General features: G+C 74.4%; 18 protein-coding genes. 10 read left to right on the forward strand and 8 right to left on the reverse strand.

Annotation, left to right across the window (positions count from 1 at the left end; all coding sequences use genetic code 11):
* Positions 1-34: 34 nt before the first annotated feature.
* The 5 genes from VKZ81_RS00295 (at position 35) to VKZ81_RS00315 (ending at position 5,561) form a co-directional block, all read left to right on the forward strand.
* Positions 35-1,153: a BMP family lipoprotein gene (locus VKZ81_RS00295; RefSeq protein WP_324239324.1), complete on the forward strand. Its 1,119-nt coding sequence runs from the start codon at positions 35-37 to the stop codon at positions 1,151-1,153.
* A 113-nt stretch (positions 1,154-1,266) separates the two neighbouring features.
* Positions 1,267-2,820, forward strand: coding sequence for an ABC transporter ATP-binding protein (locus tag VKZ81_RS00300; protein ID WP_324239300.1), 1,554 nt, complete (start codon positions 1,267-1,269; stop codon positions 2,818-2,820).
* A complete protein-coding gene (locus VKZ81_RS00305; protein ID WP_324239301.1) occupies positions 2,817-3,908 on the forward strand; it encodes an ABC transporter permease in 1,092 nt (363 codons plus the stop codon). Before VKZ81_RS00300 ends, VKZ81_RS00305 begins: the two co-directional genes overlap by 4 nt.
* 53 nt (positions 3,909-3,961) lie before the next feature.
* Complete coding sequence (locus VKZ81_RS00310; protein WP_324239325.1) at positions 3,962-5,167, forward strand: ABC transporter permease; 1,206 nt, start codon at positions 3,962-3,964, stop codon at positions 5,165-5,167.
* A 4-nt stretch (positions 5,168-5,171) separates the two neighbouring features.
* On the forward strand, positions 5,172-5,561 hold the full coding sequence (locus VKZ81_RS00315) for a cytidine deaminase (RefSeq protein WP_324239302.1): 390 nt from the start codon (positions 5,172-5,174) through the stop codon (positions 5,559-5,561).
* Position 5,562: 1 nt separating this feature from the next.
* Here VKZ81_RS00315 and VKZ81_RS00320 read toward each other — a convergent pair whose 3' ends face one another.
* A complete protein-coding gene (locus tag VKZ81_RS00320) occupies positions 5,563-6,057 on the reverse strand; it encodes a pyridoxamine 5'-phosphate oxidase family protein (protein WP_324239303.1) in 495 nt (164 codons plus the stop codon).
* Between the two features lie 56 nt (positions 6,058-6,113).
* Between VKZ81_RS00320 and VKZ81_RS00325 the strand changes: the two genes are divergently transcribed.
* The gene (locus VKZ81_RS00325; RefSeq protein ID WP_324239304.1) at positions 6,114-6,596 is read left to right on the forward strand and encodes a MarR family winged helix-turn-helix transcriptional regulator; all 483 of its coding nucleotides are present in this window, start codon (positions 6,114-6,116) and stop codon (positions 6,594-6,596) included.
* 9 nt (positions 6,597-6,605) lie between these two features.
* Positions 6,606-7,880, forward strand: coding sequence for a thymidine phosphorylase (locus VKZ81_RS00330; protein WP_324239305.1), 1,275 nt, complete (start codon positions 6,606-6,608; stop codon positions 7,878-7,880).
* 136 nt (positions 7,881-8,016) lie between these two features.
* Here the strand turns inward: VKZ81_RS00330 and VKZ81_RS00335 are convergent, their stop codons facing one another.
* Entirely contained in the window at positions 8,017-9,066 is a 1,050-nt protein-coding gene (locus VKZ81_RS00335) for a PA containing protein (RefSeq protein ID WP_324239306.1), read from the reverse strand.
* Between the two features lie 169 nt (positions 9,067-9,235).
* Between VKZ81_RS00335 and VKZ81_RS00340 the strand changes: the two genes are divergently transcribed.
* On the forward strand, positions 9,236-10,324 hold the full coding sequence (locus VKZ81_RS00340) for an adenosine deaminase (RefSeq protein WP_324239307.1): 1,089 nt from the start codon (positions 9,236-9,238) through the stop codon (positions 10,322-10,324).
* 11 nt (positions 10,325-10,335) lie between these two features.
* On the opposite strand, the gene VKZ81_RS00345 is transcribed toward VKZ81_RS00340, so the two are convergent.
* A complete protein-coding gene (locus VKZ81_RS00345; protein WP_324239308.1) occupies positions 10,336-11,292 on the reverse strand; it encodes an ABC transporter substrate-binding protein in 957 nt (318 codons plus the stop codon).
* A gap of 29 nt (positions 11,293-11,321) precedes the next feature.
* Complete coding sequence (locus VKZ81_RS00350; RefSeq protein ID WP_324239309.1) at positions 11,322-12,767, reverse strand: glycosyltransferase family 39 protein; 1,446 nt, start codon at positions 12,765-12,767, stop codon at positions 11,322-11,324.
* Between the two features lie 154 nt (positions 12,768-12,921).
* Here VKZ81_RS00350 and VKZ81_RS00355 point away from each other — a divergent pair, with 154 nt between their 5' ends.
* Both VKZ81_RS00355 and VKZ81_RS00360 read left to right on the forward strand, forming a co-directional pair.
* Complete coding sequence (locus VKZ81_RS00355) at positions 12,922-14,112, forward strand: sensor histidine kinase (RefSeq protein ID WP_324239310.1); 1,191 nt, start codon at positions 12,922-12,924, stop codon at positions 14,110-14,112.
* A 10-nt stretch (positions 14,113-14,122) separates the two neighbouring features.
* Complete coding sequence (locus VKZ81_RS00360) at positions 14,123-14,776, forward strand: response regulator transcription factor (protein ID WP_324239311.1); 654 nt, start codon at positions 14,123-14,125, stop codon at positions 14,774-14,776.
* Here VKZ81_RS00360 and VKZ81_RS00365 read toward each other — a convergent pair whose 3' ends face one another.
* The 4 genes from VKZ81_RS00365 to VKZ81_RS00380 all read right to left on the reverse strand — a co-directional run bounded on the left by VKZ81_RS00365 (position 14,777) and on the right by VKZ81_RS00380 (position 21,261).
* The gene (locus VKZ81_RS00365; protein ID WP_324239312.1) at positions 14,777-16,000 is read right to left on the reverse strand and encodes a SatS C-terminal domain-containing protein; all 1,224 of its coding nucleotides are present in this window, start codon (positions 15,998-16,000) and stop codon (positions 14,777-14,779) included. It lies immediately after the preceding gene.
* Positions 16,001-16,027: 27 nt separating this feature from the next.
* Positions 16,028-16,900, reverse strand: coding sequence for an aldehyde dehydrogenase family protein (locus tag VKZ81_RS00370; protein ID WP_324239313.1), 873 nt, complete (start codon positions 16,898-16,900; stop codon positions 16,028-16,030).
* Positions 16,901-17,158: 258 nt separating this feature from the next.
* On the reverse strand, positions 17,159-19,909 hold the full coding sequence (locus VKZ81_RS00375; RefSeq protein ID WP_324239314.1) for an ATP-binding protein: 2,751 nt from the start codon (positions 19,907-19,909) through the stop codon (positions 17,159-17,161).
* Complete coding sequence (locus VKZ81_RS00380; protein WP_324239315.1) at positions 19,906-21,261, reverse strand: MFS transporter; 1,356 nt, start codon at positions 21,259-21,261, stop codon at positions 19,906-19,908. Before VKZ81_RS00380 ends, VKZ81_RS00375 begins: the two co-directional genes overlap by 4 nt.
* Positions 21,262-21,294 lie beyond the last annotated feature (33 nt).

Consider the following 21,294-nt stretch of genomic DNA (forward strand, 5'->3'; position numbering starts at 1 on the left):
GATCAGTCGAGGATTCGTCCTGGCAGCCGCCGTGCTGACCAGCGCTCTGGTGGTGACGGGTTGCGCTCGCGACACCGGCACCCCGCAGCAGGGCGGCGGGGGTTCGGGCGGCACCGAGTGCACCCGCAACCCCGCCCCGGCCGCTGCGGGCGGCGGCGCCGCCACACCGGCCCCGATCGTCCCCAACGCCGACGCCAGCGGGCTGCGCGTCGGGCTCGCCTACGACATCGGCGGGCGCGGTGACCTGTCGTTCAACGACTCCGCGGCCGCAGGCCTGGAGAAGGCGATCAGCGACCTCGGCCTGCTGCAGGAGAACACGCGCGAGCTCGCCGCGGCCGAGAACGAGAGCGAGGACGCGGCGGCCACCCGCCTGCGCCAGCTCGTGGCCGACGGCTTCAACCCGATCATCGCGGTCGGCTTCAAGTACGCGGAGCCGCTGAAGATCGTCGCGGCCGAGAACCCGGACGTCCAGTTCGCGATCGTGGACGACGCGACGGTCGAGCTGCCCAACGTCACCCCGCTGGTGTTCGCCGAGGAGCAGGGGTCGTTCCTCGTCGGCGCCGCGGCGGCGCTCAAGACCACCACGTGCAAGATCGGCTTCGTGGGCGGCGTCGACGTGCCGCTGATCCAGAAGTTCGAGGCGGGCTACGTGGCGGGCGCCAAGGCGGTGGCCCCGGACATCGAGGTCGACGTCGACTACATCAGCCCCGCAGGCGACTTCTCCGGCTTCAACGACTCCGCCCGCGGCACCGAGGTCGCGCGCGGCCAGCTCGACGCGGGCGCCGACATCGTCTACCAGGCGGCGGGCGCGTCCGGCCAGGGCGTGTTCGAGGCCGTGAACGCCGCGACCAGCCCCGACGCGCCGAAGTACGCGATCGGCGTCGACTCCGACCAGTACAACACCGTCGCCCCGCCGGTCAACGAGGTGATCATGACCTCGATGCTGAAGCGGGTCGACGTCGCGGTGTTCAACTACATCAACGCGGTGGCGGCCGGCAGCACGGACTCGCTGCCCGAGGCGTTCGACCTCTCCGTCGACGGCGTCGGGTACTCCACGTCCGGCGGAAAGATCGATGACATCACCGACCAACTGGACGCCTACAAGGCCGCGATCATCAACGGCGAGATCACGGTGCCCAGCGAGCGGCAGTAACGCGGGGCACATCCCGTGAGGCACCACCGGGGGCCGGGTCCGCACGGATCCCGGCCCCCGTGCCGTACGTCCCCGGGAGGACCCCCGGGGACGTCCCCGGAAGGCTGGAGGGAATGGCCGAAGACGAGACCGCGCCACCGCGCGGCGAGTACGCCGTCGAACTGGCGGGGATCACGAAACGCTTCCCCGGCGTCGTCGCCAACAGCGACATCTCCCTGAAGGTGCGCCGCGGCGAGGTGCACGCCCTGTGCGGGGAGAACGGGGCGGGCAAGTCGACGCTCATGAAGATCCTCTACGGGATGCAGCAGCCCGACGAGGGCACCATCTCCGTCGACGGGAAGGTGGTGCACTTCCGCTCGCCCGCCGATGCGATCAAGGCCGGGATCGGCATGGTGCACCAGCACTTCATGCTGGCCGACAACCTCACCGTTGCCGAGAACATCCTGCTCGGCGCCGAGGCGCTGCACGGGATGGGTGCCGCGGCCCGGCAGCGGATCGCCGAGCTCTCCGGCATCGTGGGGCTGCGGGCCGCGCCGGACGTGCTCGTCGAACGGCTCGGCGTGGCCGACCGGCAGCGCGTCGAGATCATCAAGGTGCTCTACCGCGGCGCGCGCACGGTGATCCTGGACGAGCCCACCGCCGTGCTGGTGCCGCAGGAGGTCGACGAGCTGTTCGCCACGCTGCGCTCGATGCGCGACGACGGCTTCACGTTCGTCTTCATCTCCCACAAGCTCGACGAGGTGCGGGCGATCGCCGACACCGTGACGGTCATCCGCCGCGGAACGGTCGTCGGCACCGCCGACCCGAAGACCGTCACCACCCGCCAGCTCGCCGAGATGATGGTCGGCAGCGAGCTGCCCAGCCCGGAGACCCGGGAGTCCACGGTCACCGACCGCGAGGTCCTGCGCGTCACCGGGCTCACCCTCGAGGCCGAGGGCGGCGGTCGCCCGGTGCTCGACGGCGTGGACCTCGTGGTGCACGCCGGGGAGGTGCTCGGGATCGCGGGCGTCGAGGGCAACGGCCAGACCGAGCTCGTCGAGACGATCATGGGCATGCGCCGGGCGAGCAGCGGCACGATCACGCTGTCCGGCAAGGACATCACGCGGGCGCACACGCTCCAGCGCCGCGAGGCGGGCATCGGGTACGTGCCCGAGGACCGCACCCGCCACGGGCTGCTCGCCACCCAGCCGCTGTGGGCCAACCGCATCCTCGGCTTCCAGAGTCGCAAGCCGGTGGCCTCGGGCGGGCTGCTCGGCGTGCTCGACCGGGCCGCGGCGCGGCGTGACACCGAGCGGATCGTCGAGGAGTTCGACGTGCGCACCCCGGGCGTCGACGTGCCCGCGGCCGCGCTCTCCGGCGGCAACCAGCAGAAGCTGGTGGTGGGCCGCGAACTGTCCGGCGACCCCGTGCTGCTCATCGCCGCCCACCCGACCCGCGGGGTCGACGTCGGCGCGCAGGCCGGGATCTGGGACGTGCTGCGCCGCGCGCGGGCCCGCGGGCTCGCGGTGCTCCTGGTGAGCGCCGACCTGGACGAGCTGATCGGGCTCTCCGACACGATCAAGGTGATGCTGCGCGGGCGGCTCGTCGCCGACGCCGACCCGGCCACCGTCACACCCGAGGAGCTGGGGGCCGCGATGACCGGCGCCGATGCGAGGGCGGCGTCATGACCCACCTCCGCACCGTCCTCCTGCCGCCCGTGCTGGCGGTCGTCTTCGCCGCCCTGCTGTGCGCCGTGGCGCTGCTGATCAACGGCGACTCCCCGTTCACCGCGCTGGCCGCGATGATCACCGAGGTCGGCGAGGGCACGACCGCCGTCGACATCGTCAACAGCGCGGCGATCTACTACATCGCCGGGCTCGCGGTGGCCATCGGCTTCCAGATGAAGCTGTTCAACATCGGCGTCGAGGGCCAGTTCCGGCTGGCCGCGTGCGTCGCCGCGATCGTCGGCGGGTCGATCTCGTTGCCGCCGGTCCTGCACACGCTGGTGATCATCCTGGTCGGCGCGGCGGTGGGCGCGCTGTGGGCGTCGGTGCCCGCGCTGCTGAAGGCCTACCGCGGCGTGCACGAGGTCATCGCGTCGATCATGATGAACTTCATCGCGACCGGCCTGATCGCCTACCTGATCAGCACCGACGGGTTCGGCGTGCTGCGCGGCAACAACATCTCCACCACCCCGATCGAGCCGACCGGCCACTTCCCGGGCATCTCGTTCGGGGCGTCCGGCACGCTGTTCGGGATGGTGTTCGTCGCCGCCGCGCTCGGGCTGGCGTACGGGTTCATGCTCAACCGCACCCGGTTCGGGTTCGAGCTGAAGGCGTCGGGCGAGTCGCCCACCGCGGCCGCGGCGGGCGGGGTGGACGCGCGCCGGATGGTGATCGTGGCCCTGCTGCTCTCGGGCGCGATGGCCGGGCTCATCGGCCTGCCCGAGCTGCTCGGCCGCGACCACGCCTACACGCTGACCTCGCCCGCGGGTTACGGCTTCACCGGCATCGCGGTGGCCCTGCTCGGGCGCAACCACCCGGTCGGGATCGCGGTCGGCGCCCTGCTGTGGGCCTTCCTGGACAAGTCGGCGCTGGCCCTGGACAACATCGGGGTGCCGCGGGAGATCGTGCTGATCATGCAGGGGTCGACCGTGCTCTCGGTGATCGTCGCCTACGAGATCGTCCGCCGCTACGAGCTCGCGGCCGAGCAGCGGCGGGTCGCGGCGCAGCTGCGGGCGGCGTCGACCGGCGCTCCGGCGGAGGTGGCGTCGTGACCGCGGTCGACACGGTGCAGGCCACCCCGGCCGAGACCCGGGGCGGCCGACGGATGCCGGGCTGGGCGCGCTCCGCGCTCGTCGTGGCGATCGGGATCGGGATCCTGTCGATCACCACGACGCTCACCGGCCAGTACCAGCTCACCTCGAGCGGCACCACGCAGGCCGCCGTCCGGCTGCTGCTGCCGATCCTGTTCGCGGCGCTCGGCGGGCTGTGGTCCGAGCGCTCGGGGATCATCAACATCGGCCTCGAGGGCATGATGATCCTCGGCACCTGGGGCGCGGCGTGGGCCGGGTTCTACTGGGGGCCGTGGGCGGCGGTCGTCGGCGGGCTCGTGTTCGGGGCGCTCGGCGGCGTGCTGCACGCCATCGCCACGGTGACCTTCGGCGTCAACCACATCGTCTCCGGCGTCGCGATCACGCTGCTCGGGATGGGCGTCACGCAGTACCTGGCGCAGCTGGTGTTCGTGCCGCTCTCGCAGAACCCGCGGCAGTCGCCGCGCATCGAGGGCTTCGAGACGTTCTCCATCCAGCCGTTCGCCGACTGGCTGGCGGCGGCGGAGGGCCAGCAGCGCGTGCTGCTGTCGGACGCGGCCGGGCTGCTCGGCGGCCTCGTCTCCGGCCTCACCCCGCTCGTCGTGCTCGGGTTCCTGCTCGTGCCGGTGAGCTACTACGTGCTGTGGCGCACGCGGTTCGGGTTGCGGCTGCGCTCGTGCGGGGAGAACCCGGTTGCGGCCGAGTCACTCGGCGTCAAGGTGTTCACCTACAAGTACATCGCGGTGATCGTCTCCGGCGGGTTCGCCGGGCTCGGGGGAGCGGCGCTGTCGCTCAACCCGGGGCAGCTCGGCTACCTGGAGGGCCAGACCGGCGGCCGCGGGTACATCGGGCTCGCTGCCATGATCTTCGGCAACTGGCGGCCCGGTGGCCTCCTCGCGGGCTCGGCCCTGTTCGGCTACGTCGACGGCGTGCAGCTGCGCGCCGGGGGCGAGGCCGTGCACGCGCTGCTGTACGCCACGTCGATCCTCGCGGTGGTCGTGGCGCTGTTCTGGGCGTCGCGGCGGCACTGGCGGTCCGCGATCGTCGCGCTGGGCGCGGGCGCGGTGGTCTACGTCGTGTACTGGGTGATCCCCGAGGTGCCGCGCGAGTTCGCCCTGTACGCGCCGCAGCTGGTGACGCTGCTCGTCCTCGCGGTCGCGTCGCAGCGGCTGCGGCCGCCTGCGGCGATCGGCGTGGAGTACCGGCGGGGCGAAGGTGACTGACGGGGTGACCGAGCCCGACTGGCCCGCCCTGCGCTCGGCCGCGATCGCGGCGGCCGCGTCGGCCTACGCGCCGTACTCGCGCCTGCACGTCGGTGCGGCCGCGCTGTGCGACGACGGGCGCGTCGTGACCGGGTGCAACGTCGAGAACGCCTCCTACGGGCTGGGGCTGTGCGCCGAGTGCACGATGGCCGGGCAGTTGCGCCTCACCGGCGGCGGCCGGTTCGTCGCCGTCGCCTGCCGCTCCGGCACCGGCGAGCTGCTCATGCCGTGCGGGCGGTGTCGCCAGGTGCTCTACGAGTTCGGCGGCCCGGACTGCCTGCTGGACACCCCGCGGGGCGTGCTGCCGCTGTCCGAGGTGCTCCCCGACGCGTTCGGTCCCGCGGACCTGCCGTAGGTCAGCCGGCGGCCGGCGCGGCGGCGCCGTCGAGCCGGTGCACCTCGGGCGCCCCACCCGCCGCGAGCTCCTCGGCCCGGGCGAACCGCAGCAGCCACGGGCGCATGCGGACCAGCGTGAAGCCCGGGTCGCGCGGGCCCGACGGCCAGATCGTCGCCGGGTCGAACCCGGCGGGCGCCGGCGTCGCGGCCAGTACCGCCCACGCCCGCTCCTTCTCCTCGGGTTCGGTGACGGCGTCCGCGCGGCACTCGGCGACGGCGACATCGTGCCGCTGCCACCAGTAGGAGCAGGAGACGTACGGGGTGGTGGCGATGTGGCGCACCTTCGGCGTGCCCGAGCGGGTGGTGAGCCACCCGACCAGCCCGCCGTCCGGCCGCTCCTCCCAGACCGGGTGGACCACCCGGGAGCGCGGCCTGCCCGCCGCGTCGACGGTGGCGAGCGTGCACCAGACGATCTCGTGCGCGATGGCGACGAACCGCGCGACCGGTGTGTCCATATCAACAACCATAGTTGTGCAACTTTGGTTGTCAACCGCGGTTGTAGGGTTGGGGCGTGCCGGTACCGGACGACCAGCTCGACTTCGCCGTGGTGGCTCAGCTCGCCGGGCTCGCGCTCACCGAGCGCACGCTCGACCGGCTGCACGCGCGCGGCCACACCGCGCTGCGGGTGGCGCACGGCTACCTGTTCCAGCACCTCGTCGAGGGCCCGGTCAGCATCGGCGCGCTGGCCGAGCGCCTGGGGGTCTCGCAGCAGGCGGTGTCGAAGACGGCGGCCGAGCTGAACGCCGCGGGCTACGTCCGCTACCGCACCGACGCCGGCGACCGGCGGGTGCGCCGCGTCGAGCTCACCGAGCGCGGGCACGCCGCCGTGCGGGACGCCCGGGAGATCCGGGCCGAGCTGGTCGGGGAGCTGGCCGAGCGGCTCGGCGCCGACCGGGTCGAGTCGGCGCGGCGCACGCTGCTCGCGGCCCTGGAGCTCGCGGGCGGCGCGGCGGCGGTGCGCCGCAGGCGGGTCCGACCGCTGCCGGGGTCATAGGTTGGGCCCATGCACGCCGTCGAGGTGATCCACAGCAAGCGGGACGGGCACCGCCTGACCGACGAGCAGATCGACTGGGTCGTCGCCGCCCACACGCGCGGCGACGTCGCCGACGAGCAGATGGCCGCGCTCGCGATGGCGATCCTGCTCAACGGGATGGACGCCGGCGAGATCGCGCGCTGGACCCAGGCCATGATCGACTCCGGTGAGGTGCTCTCCTTCGGCGACGTCGGGCGCCCGCTGGTGGACAAGCACTCCACCGGGGGCGTCGGCGACAAGATCACCCTCCCGCTCGCCCCGCTCGTGGCCGCCTGCGGCGCCGCGGTGCCGCAGCTGTCCGGGCGCGGGCTCGGGCACACCGGCGGCACGCTGGACAAGCTGGAGGCGATCCCCGGCTGGCGCGCCTGCCTCACGCAGGAGGAGATCGCCACGCAGCTCGCCGACGTCGGCGCGGTGGTCTGCGCGACCACCCCGACGCTCGCCCCGGCCGACCGCAAGCTCTACGCACTGCGCGACGTCACCGGCACCGTCGAGTCGATCCCGCTGATCGCGAGCTCGATCATGAGCAAGAAGATCGCCGAGGGGACCGACGGGCTGGTGCTCGACGTCAAGGTCGGCTCGGGGGCGTTCATGAAGACACCGGAGCGGGCTCGCGAGCTCGCCGAGACGATGGTCGCGATCGGGTCGGCGCACGGCCTCGCGACCACGGCCCTGCTCACCGACATGTCCGTGCCGCTCGGGCGGGCCGTCGGCAACGCGCTGGAGGTGGCCGAGGCCGTCGAGGTGCTGCGCGGTGGCGGGCCTGCGGACGTCGTGGAGCTCACGGTGGCGCTGGCCCGCGAGATGCTCGCGCTCGCCGGCATCACCGGTGTCGACCCGGCGCAGGTGCTCGCGTCCGGCCAGGCGTACGAGGTGTGGGAGCGGATGATCGCCGCGCAGGGCGGTGACCCGTCCGCGCCGCTGCCGACGGCCTCGCACGTCGAGGAGCTGGTGGCCGAGCGGTCGGGGGTGCTCGCCCGGCTGGACGCCTACGCGGTCGGGGTGGCGGGCTGGCGGCTCGGGGCCGGGCGGGCGCGCAAGGAGGACGCGGTGCAGGCGGCCGCGGGCGTGCGCCTGCTCGTGGACGTCGGAGCCGAGGTGGAGGCGGGGCAGCCGCTGCTGGAGCTGCACACCGACACGCCGCAGGCGGTCGACGGCGCTCGCGCGGCCCTCGCCGGGGGCGTGGTGATCTCCGACGAGCCCGCCGCGCGCCCGCCGCTCCTCATGGACGCGATCCGGCCCTGAGCAGGGCACCCAGCCCGCGACTCGCGCGCACTCACAGTGCGACTCGCGCGCACTCACACCGCGACTCGCGGGCGGGGGCTTCGCCCCTTTCCGCGAGTCGCGCTCGGAGTGCAGGTGAGTCGCGGTGTGAGTGCGGTCAGACGTCGGGGTCGTCGGTGACCGTGTCGTGCGCGGAGGCCCCGTTCGGGCTCTTCACCGTGACCTTGCTGCGGTTGCGCCGCGGGGTCTGCCGGGGCGGGGGCGGCGGCATCTGGTGCACCGACGGGCCGCGGCCGAGGATGAGCTCGGCGAACGTGGCCATGGCCTCGTCCAGCTGGCCCGCGTGGCGGCGCTCCGACTCGGCGTTGGCGCGCTCGACGAGCGAGCGCAGCGAGTCGGTGTCGGGCCGCTCGACGATCGCGGCGTCGAGCTTGCCGAGCTTCTCGTCGAGGGTGCCGCCGAGGCTTCCGATGCGCCCGGACATGCTCTCCTCGATGGCGTCGAGCCGGGCCGCGAGGGCCTCGAGGCGCTTCTCGAGGCTGTTCAGCGAGTCCGTCGGGTCGACCGCGGGCCGCGCGGCCAGGTCCTCCAGCCTGCGGTGCAGGCCGACGCTGGTGTCGCCGAGCAGGTTGCGCATGCCCTCGTTGGACTCGTCGACCGAGCGGATCGCGTTGTCGAGCTGCTCGCGCACCAACCGCTCGATCCCGTCGACGCGCTCCCGGATCGGCGTCCCCACCGACGACGGCATGGCGTCGAGGCGCATCTCGTGCCGGTCGAGGCGGCTGTCGAGGTCGTCGAGGCGCTTGTGGAGGCCGCCGAGCCGGTCGTCGAGCCCGTCCATCCGGCCGGAGACGCCCTCGAGGCGGCCCGCCATCCCGTCGAGGCGGCCGTCGAGCTGCGCGATCGGCTTCGCCATCTTGTCCGGCATCGCCTCGACCGCACGCAGGACGGACGCGATCGAGGCTTCCTGCGCGTCGAGCTTCGCGACGGTCTCGTCGAGGCGCTCGGCGAGGACGCTGACCTCGGTGCGGTCGGGGAGCTCGGTGAGCCGCTTGCGCACCGTGCCCAGAGCGTCGAGCGCCGCGAGCCTGGCGTGGATCTCGTCCAGGGAGTCGAAGATCTGCTGCTGCTCGCTGTCGCGGATCTCCGCAGCGCGCATCAACATGCCGCGCATGCGGTCGAACGAGAGCGTGGAGTCATTGCTCATGGCGGCGGGGAGCTTCCTCTGAGCCGGACATCGGGTGGTGCGCATTGAGGGTAGCGACCGTGGTGGATCACCCGTCCGCGGCTCCCCGATCGGAGGCCTCTTGCCCCGTGTGGAGTAGCGATTATCGCCCGAATACGACGAGGTGGGCGGCGTGTTCTAGCGTGGCGGAGTGCCAGCGCCGCTCACCGTCGACACCATCCGCGATGCCCCGAAGGTGCTCCTGCACGACCACCTGGACGGCGGGCTGAGGCCGGCGACGGTCATCGAGCTCGCCGACGCCGCCGGTTATCGCGGCCTGCCGTCGACGGACCCGGAGGAGCTGGGCGGGTGGTTCCGCGCCGCGTCGCATTCCGGGTCGCTGGAGCGCTACCTCGAGACGTTCGGGCACACGGTCGGGGTGATGCAGACCGAGGAGGCGCTCGTCCGCGTCGCGGCGGAGTGCGCGGAGGACCTCGCGGCCGACGGCGTGGTCTACGCGGAGGTGCGGTTCGCCCCCGAGCTGCACGTGGAGCAGGGCCTCGAGCTCGACGCCGTGGTGGAGGCCGTCCTCGAGGGGTTCCGGGTGGGCACGGCGCGCGCGGCGGAGCGCGGGCGGCGGATCCGGGTGGGCTGCCTGCTCACGGCCATGCGGCACGCCGCCCGCTCGCGCGAGATCGCCGAGCTCGCGGTGCGCTACCGCGACCTCGGGGTCGTCGGGTTCGACATCGCCGGGGCCGAGGCCGGATTCCCGCCCACGCGCCACCTCGACGCGTTCGAGTACCTGCGCCAGCAGAACGCGCATTTCACCATCCACGCGGGTGAGGCGTTCGGCCTGCCGTCGATTTGGGAGGCGTTGCAGTGGTGCGGCGCCGACCGGTTGGGGCACGGCGTGCGCATCGTCGACGACATCACGCTCGGTGCCGACGGAACCCCCCGATTGGGTCTGCTCGCCGCCTATGTGCGGGACAAGCGGATACCGCTCGAAATGTGCCCGACGTCGAACGTTCACACGGGCGCGGCGAAATCGCTGGCCGACCACCCGATCGGGTTGCTGACCGAGCTGCGCTTCCGGGTCACCGTCAACACCGACAACCGGCTGATGTCGGACGTGTCGATGACGAGCGAGCTGGCCGCCCTCGTCAACACGTTCGGTTACGGCTGGGCCGAGCTGCAGTGGTTCACCGTGAACGCGATGAAGAGCGCGTTCATCGGCTTCGACGAGCGGCTCGCGCTGATCAACGACGTGATCAAGCCGGGCTACGCCGCGCTCATGGCGTAGCCCGGCGGCGCTCACGGCCGCGACGGCGGCACCGAGAAGATCCGGGCGACGTCGTCGAGCATCGCGTGCGCGCCCTGCAGGCCCACGGCGCTCATCCAGGTCAGGTCGCTGACCTCGTGCTGCACGCCGGTGAGCCGGCTCCACAACGGGTTGGCGAGGAACTGCGCCTTCGGCCCGTCGGTGGTCGCGTCGGGGTAGGTCGCGATGAAGATGTGGTCGGCATCGAGGTCGAGGATGTTCTCCTGCGCGATGTCGACGGCGATCGCGTCCGAGGTGGGCTGGCCCTCGGGGCGGGGGAACCCGACGTCGGACAGCACGACCCCGGAGTACGACTTCTCCCCGTAGAGGCGCACCGTGTCCTCGCCGGCGAACCGCACGACCGAGATCGTCGGCAGCGCGCCGCCGTTCGCCGCGGCGATGTCGCGGCCGATCGCGGCCGCGCGCTGCTCGTACTCGGCGATCCGGGCCTCGGCGAGCTCCTCCTTGCCGAGCGCCTGGCCCATGAGGCGGAGGTTGTCCTTCCAGATCGCGCCGGTGGTCTCGCTGAAGACCGTGGGCGCGATCCGGGACAGCTGCCCGTACAGCGCCTCGTGCCGGACCTTCGCCGACACGATGAGGTCCGGCTCCAGCGCGGCGATCTGCTCGAGGCTGGGCTCCTCCAGCTTGCCGACGGAGACGGCCTCGTCCGCGTGCGTCTCGGCGAGCGGCCCGAGGTAGTCCGGGAGCCCGTCGGTGATCGCACGGTAGGTCGTGTAGCCGACGACCTCCGTCTCCAGCGACAGCACCGCGTCGACGAAGCTCTGGTCGAGCGCGACCACCCGTTTCGGCTCGGCCGGGATCGCGGTCTCGCCCATCGCGTGGGTGATGACGCGGAACGGTGCCTGTTCCGGTGGGCGCTCCGGCGCGGCGCCGCAGGCGGGGACGAGGGCCAGCAACGCGCCGAGCGCGATCGTGCGGATCAGCTTCACGCGGGTGATGTTAGCCTTGCCTAAATTCGTCACCCGACGGTGAGCGTGCGCAGCTGCGGCCACAGCCGTTCCCACGGCTCCGTCCGGCCGGTGCACAGCCACACCTTCTGGTCCGGCCCCTCGTCGACCACGAGACGCACGTCGGAGAAGAACGGCCGCAGCGCGGCGGGGTCGCGGCCCACGAAGAGCGCGTCGGTCTGCTCCTCCGGCGGGGGCGGGAACCAGCCGTACCCGCGGTTGCCGCTGTAGGCCTGCGGAAGGTCGTAGCGCACCGAGTAGCCGTCCAGGTAGGCCGCGACGATGTAGGAGTCGCCCACCAGCGCCGTGCGCCCGCGGGCATCGGCCGGGAGCGCGTGGTACGCCGCGGCGGCGCGCCGCGCGATCGCCTCGCCCATGTCGTTCGACGTCGAGGTGATCGTGGTCGCGGTGAACACCAGCAACCCGCCCGCCACCGCGGCGCTCAGCGCGTAGGCGGGCCAGGCCGCCCAGCGCAGGCGCGTCCGCCCGGCCTCCCGGCGGCGCTGCAGGTCGAGCGCGCCCGCCGCGACGATGACGCCGTACAGCCCGCCCAGGTAGTACGGCCGGCCGGGCGCCACGACGAAGAGCGCGTACAGCACGAGGAAGGTCACCGCGAGGAAGCGGTAGGGGCGCATCTCCTCGGCCCGCAGCAGCACCCACAGGCCGTACAGCAGCAGCGCGGTCCCCGCGACACCCGCGCAGATGACGAGCGTGAGGGCGACGCCGGTCCGGCCGCCGTACAGCGCGTCGGCCTCCGCGGCCACGACGGAGGACATCTGCAGCTGCGGCCAGCCGTTCACCGCCTGCCAGACGAGGGTGGGCGCCGCGATCAGCGCCCCGATGCCCGCGCCCGCCCACAGCATCGGCCTGCGCAGGAGCTCCCGCGGTCCGCACACCGCGACGGCGGCGAGGAGGACCGCGGCCAGCAGCAGCACCTGGAACTTGGTCTGGGCGGCGATCCCGGCGACGGCGCCCAGCGCGAGCAGGAGCCGGTCGTCGCGCACCCTGATCCAGCGCAACAGCAGCCAGCACAACAGCAGCCACTGGACCGGCTCGAGCACGTACGGGGTGAGCCAGTGCCCGGCGAGCGTCGTCCACAGCGCCGTGGCCTGCGCGCCCGCGGTCAGGACCTGGGCGCGCCGGTCGCCGCCGAGCTCGCGGGCGACCAGCGCGGCGACCACGACCGCGCCGGCGGTGGCGAGCACCGCGGGCAGCCGCAGCGCCGGGATCGAGCCGGGTGCGATCGCGTCCATCAGCGCGGCGAGCAGCGGTGTGAGCGGCGGCTGGTCGGCCGAGCCCCAGTCGAGGTGGTGGCGGCCGATGGCCAGCATGTACACCTCGTCGAACCAGTAGCTGGTGCCGCGGAAGCCCGCGACCGCCTGCGCCACCGCCACGACCGCCGCGATGGCCAGCACCGGCCCCCGGGCGAAGGGGGCGACGGCTCGGGTCGGCGGCACGGGTTTCAACGTCACGGTCGTCACGATCGAGATGACACCCGCTCGCGGCCTCCGCGACCAGCCGCGGGCGGGGGTGGTGCACCCTCCGGAAGTAGGTGCACCACCCGATCGACGACGGTGATACCGCAGGTCGGCGCCCGGTTACCGTGGGCGCGTGGCCCAGCCGACCAAGCCGCGAGACCACTCGACCGGGGCGATCGCCCTCCTGGTCGGCGCCGTGCTGTTCTTCGCGGGCCTCGACGTCCTCTACACCGTGCTCGGGTCGCGGACGAGCGGCCCCGCGGGTCCGTACGCGGGGCTCGTGCTGCGGCTCGTGGTCGACCTGTCGGTGCTCGCGATCCTGCGCGCACCGCTGCTGGTCACCTGGGTGGCGATCGCGGGCACGGTCGCGCTCCAGGTGAGCGAGCTGGTGAGCCCCGGCCTGCTCGTGGCCACCCCCACGCTCTCCGGGGACCCGCTGTCGATGTCCGTGACCCCGGTCGTGGTCAACGTCGTCGTCCAGGTGCGCAACCGGCCGTCGACGTGGGTGCTCGTCGGCGCGCTCACGCTGCTTGCGACGCGGCCGTGGGACCCGTCGTGGCTCACGGTGTCGGTCGGCCTGCTGATCACCGCGTTCCCCGCGCTGCTCGGCCGCTACGTCGCGGCGCGGCGGAACCTGATGGCGAGCCTGCGGGAGCGGGCCGAGCGCACCGACCGGGAGCAGCGGCTGCTCGCCGAGCAGGCCCGCGCCGAGGAACGGGCGCGCCTCGCCGCCGAGATGCACGACGTCGTCACCCACCGGGTGAGCCTGATGGTGCTGCAGGCCGGCGCGATCGAGGTGACCGCGGCCGACGAGGACACGCGCCGGGCGGCCGCGGGCCTGCGCGAGGCGGGGATGCAGGCGCTCGACGAGCTGCGCGAGCTCGTCGGGGTGCTCGGCGGGCAGCGGAAGGGGGAGTCGCCGCAGGTGGGGCCGCGCGCCCCGCAGGCCGACCTGCGCGAGCTCGTCGACGCCTCGGCCGCCGCCGGGGTGGACGTGCGGCTGGACTGCGCGGGTGACGCGGGCTCCGTGCCGCCCGCGGTGCTGCGCACGGCGCACCGCGTCGTGCAGGAGGCGCTGACCAACGTGCACAAGCACGCGCCGGGCGGGCGGGTGGACGTCGACGTGCGCTACGGCCCGGACGAGGTGACCGTGGCCGTCACCAACACGGCCGCCACCGCGGACCCGGCGCTCGCCCCGACCGGTTCCGGCAGCGGGCTGCGCGGGCTGCGGGAACGGGTGTCGATCATCGGTGGGACCCTGGACGCCGGCCCCCGCACCGACGGCGGTTTCGCCGTCCGCGCGGTGCTGCCGGTCGACCGGTGAAGGAGGAGGAGTGACCGTCCGCGTGCTGGTCGTCGACGACGAGCCGATGGTGTGCGCGCACCTGCGCACCATCCTCGGCGCCGCGGACGGGGTCGAAGTGGTCGCCACCGCGTCCGACGGGGCCGAGGCGGTGGAGGCCGTCGTGCTGCACGAGCCGGACGTGGTGCTGATGGACCTGCGGATGCCCGGGGTGGACGGGATCGCCGCAACCGCCCGGATCGTCCAGCTCCCGAACGCGCCGCACGTCGTCGCGCTCACCACGTTCGACGGCGACGAGCACGTGCACCGCGCGCTCGCCGCGGGCGCGGCCGGATACCTGCTCAAGTCCACCCCGCCCGAGGAGCTGGCCGCGCTGGTGCGGGTGGCCGCGCAGGGCCATGCGGTGATGTCGCGGTCGGCGGCCCGCAGCCTCGTCGACCGGGTGGGCGACGAGCAGGTCGCCCGGCGCAGGGCGGCCGCCCGGCTGGCCCGGCTGACCGACCGGGAGCGCGACGTCGTGGCCCTGCTCGGCGAGGGGTGCTCGAACGCCGAGGTGGCGCGGCGGCTGCACCTGACCGAGGCGACGGTGAAGGGCTACGTGTCCAACGCGCTGGACAAGCTCGGGTTCACCAACCGCACCCAGCTGGGCCTGCTGGCCCGCGAGGCCGGCCTCGGCCGGAAGTGATCAGTGCACCCGGAAGCGGTTGACGACGTCCTCGATCAGCTCGCGGAACCGGGCCGCCTCCGCGTCGAACGGCGGGCTCGGGGCGAGCCGGGTCGGGTCGGGCTTGGTGACGTAGGAGACGAGCCACCCGAGCGGCTCCGACTCGCGCAGCGCGTTGCGGGCCTCGTCGTCGCCCGCCCAGTCGCCGACGTCGAGCAGCAGCTCGGTGGCCAGCTCCAGCTGGGAGGGGTCGACGGCGAGCGGGCCCTCGAGCAGGTCGTCGGGCAGCCCGGTGAGGTCGTAGGCGTTCAGGTCGTCGACCTGCACGTCCAGCTCGCCCACCCCGGCCCGCTCGACGACCTCGGGCCAGGTGGATGCGGTCTCCAGGTCGTGCCCGGCGGCGCCCTCCTCGGCGAGCCAGCGGGCCAGCGCCCGCTCGCTGCGGAAGACGTCGATCCGCCCGTCCGCGCCGAGGAAGACGGCCTTGTCGTCGATGTAGCAGCGCAGCGTGTAGTGGTCGCCGTCCCGGGTGGTGATCCGGATGGGGTCGATCCCGACCTCCTCCCAGAAGCCGAGCTCGTCCTCCTCCCGCTCGTCGGCGGTGCCGTCCTCGTCCGCCTCGGTGACGGTCGGCTCGTCGGCCTCGTCGACGATCGCGACCTCCTTCTCGGCGGCCGCGAGCGCCGCGGCGTCGACCTCGGGGGTGGCGACGATGTCGTCGAGCGCGTCGATGACCTCGTCCCACCGCTCCGCGATCGTCTCGACCATCTGCGTCCACAGCCGCTGGCCCTCCCGCCCCGAGAAGGGCAGCGTGCCCTGGCGCAGCAGGCCGAACGCGGGGGCGGCGGCGAGCACGTCCGTGACCGAGGTCAGCTCGCAGACCTCGGCGATCGACCGGACCATCTCGGTGATCTCGGCGAGCTCGCCGACCGTCCAGGTGTCGGGGTCCTCGGCGACGAGCTCGGGCACGCCGACGATGTCGTAGCGGCGCGTGTCGTCGGGGGTCAGCTCCGCCACGGTGAGGTCCGGCACGACCGACCAGGACGGGTGGTCGATCAGGTCGTGCTGCGTGGCCGTGCGGACGAACGCCGCGAGCTGGGTGACCTCCGGGAAGGCGTACAACGCGTCGTCGTCGCCGAGGAAGGCCTCCCACTCCTCGCCGTCCTCGCGCCACCGCGGCGCCCACAGGGTGACGAGGTCACCGGCCGTGAGCGAGAGCTGGATCGGGACGATGTCGCTGGCCACGGTGCGAAAGCCTAGGAGAGCGGCCGGTCAGCGCCCGACGGGGTGCCACACCGTCTTGATCTCGGACCAAGCGCGCAGCCGAGTGAGGTCCGGCTCGCGGGTCGGGTCGGGCTCGGCGGCCGGGCGCGGGAGCACCCGCTTGACCCCGTCGGCCGCGGCGCGCTCGAGCTCGGCGGCCAGCTCCTCGGGGGCGCCCACCAGGTCGAGGGCCTGCACCTCGCCGTGCGAGGCGAGCCACGGCGCGAGCTCGGCGGTGCGACCGGTGAGGATGTTGGCGACGCCGCCGGGCACGTCGGAGGTGGCGAGCACCTCGCCCAGTTCCACCGCGGGCAGCGGCCGGGCCTCGGAGGCGACGACGACCGCGGTGCAGCCCGTCGCGAGCACCGGCGCGAGCACGTCGACCAGCCCGAGCAGCGACGACCTCTGCGGCGCCAGCACCCCCACCACGCCCGTTGGCTCGGGCGTCGACCAGTTGACCAGCGGCCCCGCCACCGGGTTCACCGACCCGAGCACGGACGCGATCTTGTCGGTCCACCCGGCGTACCAGACCCAGCGGTCGATCGCGGTGTCCACCAGCGTCGCCGCCTGCCCCTTCCGCACGCCCTCGGCGGCCACCACGTCGTCGACGAACCCGGCGCGGCGCGCCTGCAGCATCTCCGCGACCCGGTACAGCACCTGCCCGCGGTTGTAGGCCGTGGCGCCGGACCAGCCGGGGAAGGCGGACCGGGCGGCGCTCACCGCGTCCCGCACGTCCTTGCGCGAGGCGAGCGCGGCGTGGGCGAGCAGCCGGCCGTCGGCCGCGGTGACCGGGTAGCTGCGGCCCGACTCCGAGCGCGGGAACGCGCCGCCGAGGTAGAGCTTGTAGGTCTTGGCGACGGCGAGCCGGTCGGTGGTCGTCACGAGGCGCAGGCTACGCCTGGGCGCGGGCCGGCGGGGGATGTCGGCGCCTCCTTCGGGCGTCCGGGGCGGCGCGACATGACCGGCGATACCGAGCAGCCCCGGTCTCGACCTGGTGATCGCTCAGGGCTTCGAAAGGGGTGGGGAAGGGAACGAGGCGCCGGACATGGGGATACCTCCTTGCCTGGATCGAGGTGAGAATCCCACCCGGGTCCGACATCTCGGGCGGGAGAGCAGGCTCCGCGGAACCGCCGGGAGGCCCTACGACAGCCCTCCCAGCTTCGCCAGTTGCGCCCGCGATGCCACCCCGAGCTTCGGGAACGCCTTGTAGAGGTGGTAGCCGACGGTGCGCGGCGACAGGAACAGCTGCGCCGCGATTTCCCGGTTCGACAACCCCGCCGCGGCGAGCCGCACGACCTGCAGCTCCTGCGGGGTGAGCTCGGCGAGCTGGTCGGGGGCGAGGCCGGCGGAACGGGTCTCGCCGGTCGCCCGCAGCTCGGCGCGCGCCCGTTCCGCCCACGGCCCGGCGCCCAGCTCCTCGAAGGTGTCGGCCGCGGCCCGCAGCGGTCCGCGCGCCTCGCTGCGCCGCCGCGCCCGCCGCAGCCACTCGCCGTGCAGGAGGTCGGTGCGGGCGCGCTCGAACGGGTGCGTGCCGTCCACCCGGTGCTGGGCGGCGGCCTCGGCGAAGCGGTCGCCCGCGTCCTCGCCGGAGGCGACGATCGCCTGCCCGCGCAGCGCGACGGCCCGCGCCCACGGCTGGCCGGTGTGCTCGGCCCAGCGGGTGAACCGGTCGGCCGCGCGCCGGGCGTCGGTGCCGCGCCCGGCCCTGGCCGCCGCCTCGACGAGGTCGGGCAGGCCGCGCCACCACCCGCGGGAGGCCGCGGCCGTCTCCGCGAGCCGGTCCGCCGCGGCGTCGAACCGGCCCAGCCCGAGGTCGAGCAGGCCGCGGGCCGCTCCGACGAGCTCGGCCGAGCGCGCCGTCGGGCGCCCGGCCAGCTCGTCGAGGACGGCGGCGACCTGCGCCTCGTCCCCGTGCGCCGCGGCGAGGTTGGCCAGGGTGCCCACGAGCTGGTCGACGACTTGCAGCTGCCCGACGTCGCGCGCGATGGACAGCCCGTCGGTGGCCGCCGCGGCGGCGTCGCGCCAGTGGCCGAGGTACCAGCGGCTCGTCGCGAGCGCGGCGAGCACGGCGGGCAGCGTGCCGAGCGCGCCGGTCGCGCGGGCCTCCCGCTCGGCGGCCGCGGCGACGGCGAGCGCGGTGGTGTCGTCGCCCGCCACCAGGTACCAGGTGGCGAGGCTCGCGGTCGCGCGCGGATCGCCGTTGCCGTGGCAGCGGCCCATCATGGCGAGCGCGGTGGACGCCGACGGCAGCTCGGCGTCCGGGTCGTCGGTGAGCTGGGCCGCGGCGAGCATCGCGTACGCGCGGACGTGGTCGGTGGCCGGCAGCGCCAGCTCGCGCGCGAGGTCGTCCACCTCGAGCACCATCCGGCGGTCGCGGGCCGTCCAGGCGGCCTCGACCGCCCAGAGCAGCATGTCCCCCGCCACGTCCGGCGCTGCGCCTGCGGCCGGACCGGCGGCCTCGAGCAGCAGCCGGTGGGCCTGCTCGACGTCGCCGTCCGCCTCGGCGAGGTGGGCCCGCACGACGGCGAGCCGCGCCCGCAGCTGCGGGTCGTCGCTGCCGGCCGCGGCGCGGTCGGCGAGCCCGGCGGCCCACTCGAGCCGCCCCGCCTCGCTCGCCGCCTCCGCGGCGGCCACCATCCGGCGCCCGCGGTCCGGTCCGGGCGGGGTGAGCGCCGCGGCCCGCTCGAAGGCCGCGGCCACCGCCTCGTGGCTGCCCCGGTCGCGGGCCCGCAGCGCGCTCTCCTCCAGCGCCGCGGCCACCGCCTCGTCCGGGCCGAGGCTGGACGCGGCGAGGTGCCAGTTGCGCCGGTCCTCCTCGCCCCGCCCGTCCAGCACGTCGGCGAGCGCCTGGTGCGCGGCCCGCTTGGCGGCCATGGTCGCGGTGCCGTAGGCCGCCGTCCGGATCAGCGGGTGGTGGAACCTCATGCACCCGTCGGTGAACATCAGCAGCCGTTCCCGCTCCAGCACCTCGACGTCGGCGGTGTCGGCGCCGAGCCGCTCGGCGGCGTCGAGCACCACGCGCATGTCGCACGTGCCGTCGGCGGCGGCGACGAGGAGCGCGGTGCGGGCGGCCTCCGGGAGGGCGGCGATGCGCGCCGCGAACTCCTGCTCGACGGGGCTGCGGGTCGGGGCGAACCCGCCGCGGCCGGCGTCGGGCGGGCCGAGCGGGTACACCGGGGTCCGGCCCGCGCGGTGGGCCGACGGCAGCTCGCGCAGGGCGAGCGGGTTGCCCGCGGCCTCGCGCAGCAGCTGGTCGCGCACCGGCCGGGGCAGGTCGCCGGCCTCGGTGTCCAGCAGCTCCCTGGCGCTCGCGTCGTCCAGCCGGGGGAGGTCGAGCTCGGCGATGCCCGGGGCCGGGAAGTCGGGGGCGAGCCCGCTGCGCGCCGCGAACAGCAGCACGACCGGCTCGTTGCCCAGCCTGCGCGCGGCGAACAGCAGTGCCTGGGCGGACGCGCGGTCGACCCAGTGGGCGTCGTCGATCACGCACAGCACCGGCTGCTCGGTGGCCAGCTCGGCGAGCAGGCCGAGCACCGCGAGCCCGACGAGGAACCGGCCCGGGGGCGGGCCCGCGGCCAGCCCGAGCGCGACGCGCAGCGCGCCCGCCTGCACCTCGGGGAGCCGCTCGAGCGCGTCGCCGTGCTCGGCGAACAGCGCGTGCAGCGTCGCGTACGGCAGCTCCACCTCGGTCTCGACGCCGACCTGGTACAGCACGCGCATGCCGCTCGCGCGCCGCGCCGCGTGCAACAGGAGCGCCGACTTGCCGATCCCCGCCTCGCCGCGCACCACCAGGGCGCCGCTGCGCCCGGCGCGGGCGTCCGCCAGGAGCCGGTCCACGACCTCCAGCTCGGCGCCGCGGCCGCACAGCGGCGCCGCTTCCGGCACCGGGATCACGGCCGCCGCACCGGGACGAGCAGGACCAGCAGCCCGACGGCCACCGCCGCGGTGATCATGATCCCGCCGGCGTGGAAGCCCGCCATGCCGCCGCCCGCGACGGTCCAGGCGAGGGCGGCCGCCGCCGGGGCCACGGTCATCCCGATCGTGCGGACGGTCATGCCCGCGCCGCCCGCGACGCCCTCCGAGCCCGCCGGGGCGGCGGCGAGCATCGAGGCGTTGATCGCGGGGTTGTAGAGCGCGGCGCCGATGCCGAGCACGACCAGCCGCCAGGCGATGTCGGGCAGGCCGGAGGCCTCGTCGAGCGTCAGCACCAGCAGCATCCCGACCAGGCTCACCGCGCTGCCCGCCACCGCGAGCGCGCGGTTGCCGAACCGGTCGGCGAGCGCGCCCGCCGCGGCCGACAGCGGCGCCATCGCCCCGACGAAGAACAGCAGGGCCAGGCCCGTGGCGTCGGGGCCCGCGTGCAGCACGCTCGACATGTAGTAGGGCAGCAGGAACGCGACCAGCCCGCCGGTGAACGTGACCATGAGCAGGGAGACGAGGGTGGCCCCGAACGCCGGGTCGCGCATGATCGCGATCACCGGGCGGGACGCAGCCAGCCGGGACCACCACGCCGCCAGCGCGATGGCGCCCGCCGCCAGCGCGGCCGCGAGGACCGGGCGGCCGTCGACCTCCTCGAAGGTGAGCAGGAGCAGCGTCACGGCCCCGCCCAGGAGCAGCGTCTCGCGCAGGAAGGCCCCGCCCGGCCGGGGCAGCCCCCGGTCGGGGATGCGCGGGACCGTGCGCAGGCCCACCCACAGCACCGCGATCACCAGCGGCAACTTGATCAGGAACACCGCGCGCCACCCCCAGAGGTCGGCGATGAGGCCCCCGAGCGGGACGCCCGCCATCGCGCCCACCGTCATGATCGTGATGACGAACCCGATCGCGCGGCCGCGCTGGGCGGGCAGCACGCTGGTCGTGATGATCGGCATGTAGGCGGCGATGGTCAGCGCGCCCGCCGCGCCCTGCACCAGCCGGCCGAGCACGACGAGCCAGAACGCCGGGGCCAGGCCCACGACCAGGCTCGCGGCGACGACGCCCACCATCGACAGCGCGAACGCCGCCCGCACGTCCGCCCCGTCGGCCCAGCGCCCCGCCGGGATCGCGAGGGCGGCCATCGGGAGCGCGTAGGCCAAGAGCACCCACGCCGTGGCCGACGGGGAGACGTCGAGGTCGGCGCCGATACCGGGCAGCGTCACCGCCGGGATGGTCATCTCGGACGTGACCACCAGCATCGCCAGCCCGAGCGCGGCCACCGGCGCCCATCTCGTGCGCTGGGGTGTCGTCGCCGCTCCGGTGCTGACCATGATCGTTCTACCTCCTGGGTTGCGCGTCGGGCA

This window comes from Pseudonocardia sp. (assembly GCF_035305885.1).
Taxonomy (GTDB): Bacteria; Actinomycetota; Actinomycetes; order Mycobacteriales; family Pseudonocardiaceae; genus Pseudonocardia.

Excerpts from the sequence above, each read along its gene's own strand:
- VKZ81_RS00320 (WP_324239303.1), bottom strand. The coding sequence starts at position 6,057 with ATGGACACACCGGTCGCGCGGTTCGTCGCCATCGCGCACGAGATCGTC.
- VKZ81_RS00300 (WP_324239300.1), top strand. The coding sequence starts at position 1,267 with ATGGCCGAAGACGAGACCGCGCCACCGCGCGGCGAGTACGCCGTCGAA.
- VKZ81_RS00380 (WP_324239315.1), bottom strand. The coding sequence starts at position 21,261 with ATGGTCAGCACCGGAGCGGCGACGACACCCCAGCGCACGAGATGGGCG.
- VKZ81_RS00305 (WP_324239301.1), top strand. The coding sequence starts at position 2,817 with ATGACCCACCTCCGCACCGTCCTCCTGCCGCCCGTGCTGGCGGTCGTC.
- VKZ81_RS00335 (WP_324239306.1), bottom strand. The coding sequence starts at position 9,066 with ATGAGCAATGACTCCACGCTCTCGTTCGACCGCATGCGCGGCATGTTG.
- VKZ81_RS00310 (WP_324239325.1), top strand. The coding sequence starts at position 3,962 with ATGCCGGGCTGGGCGCGCTCCGCGCTCGTCGTGGCGATCGGGATCGGG.
- VKZ81_RS00330 (WP_324239305.1), top strand. The coding sequence starts at position 6,606 with ATGCACGCCGTCGAGGTGATCCACAGCAAGCGGGACGGGCACCGCCTG.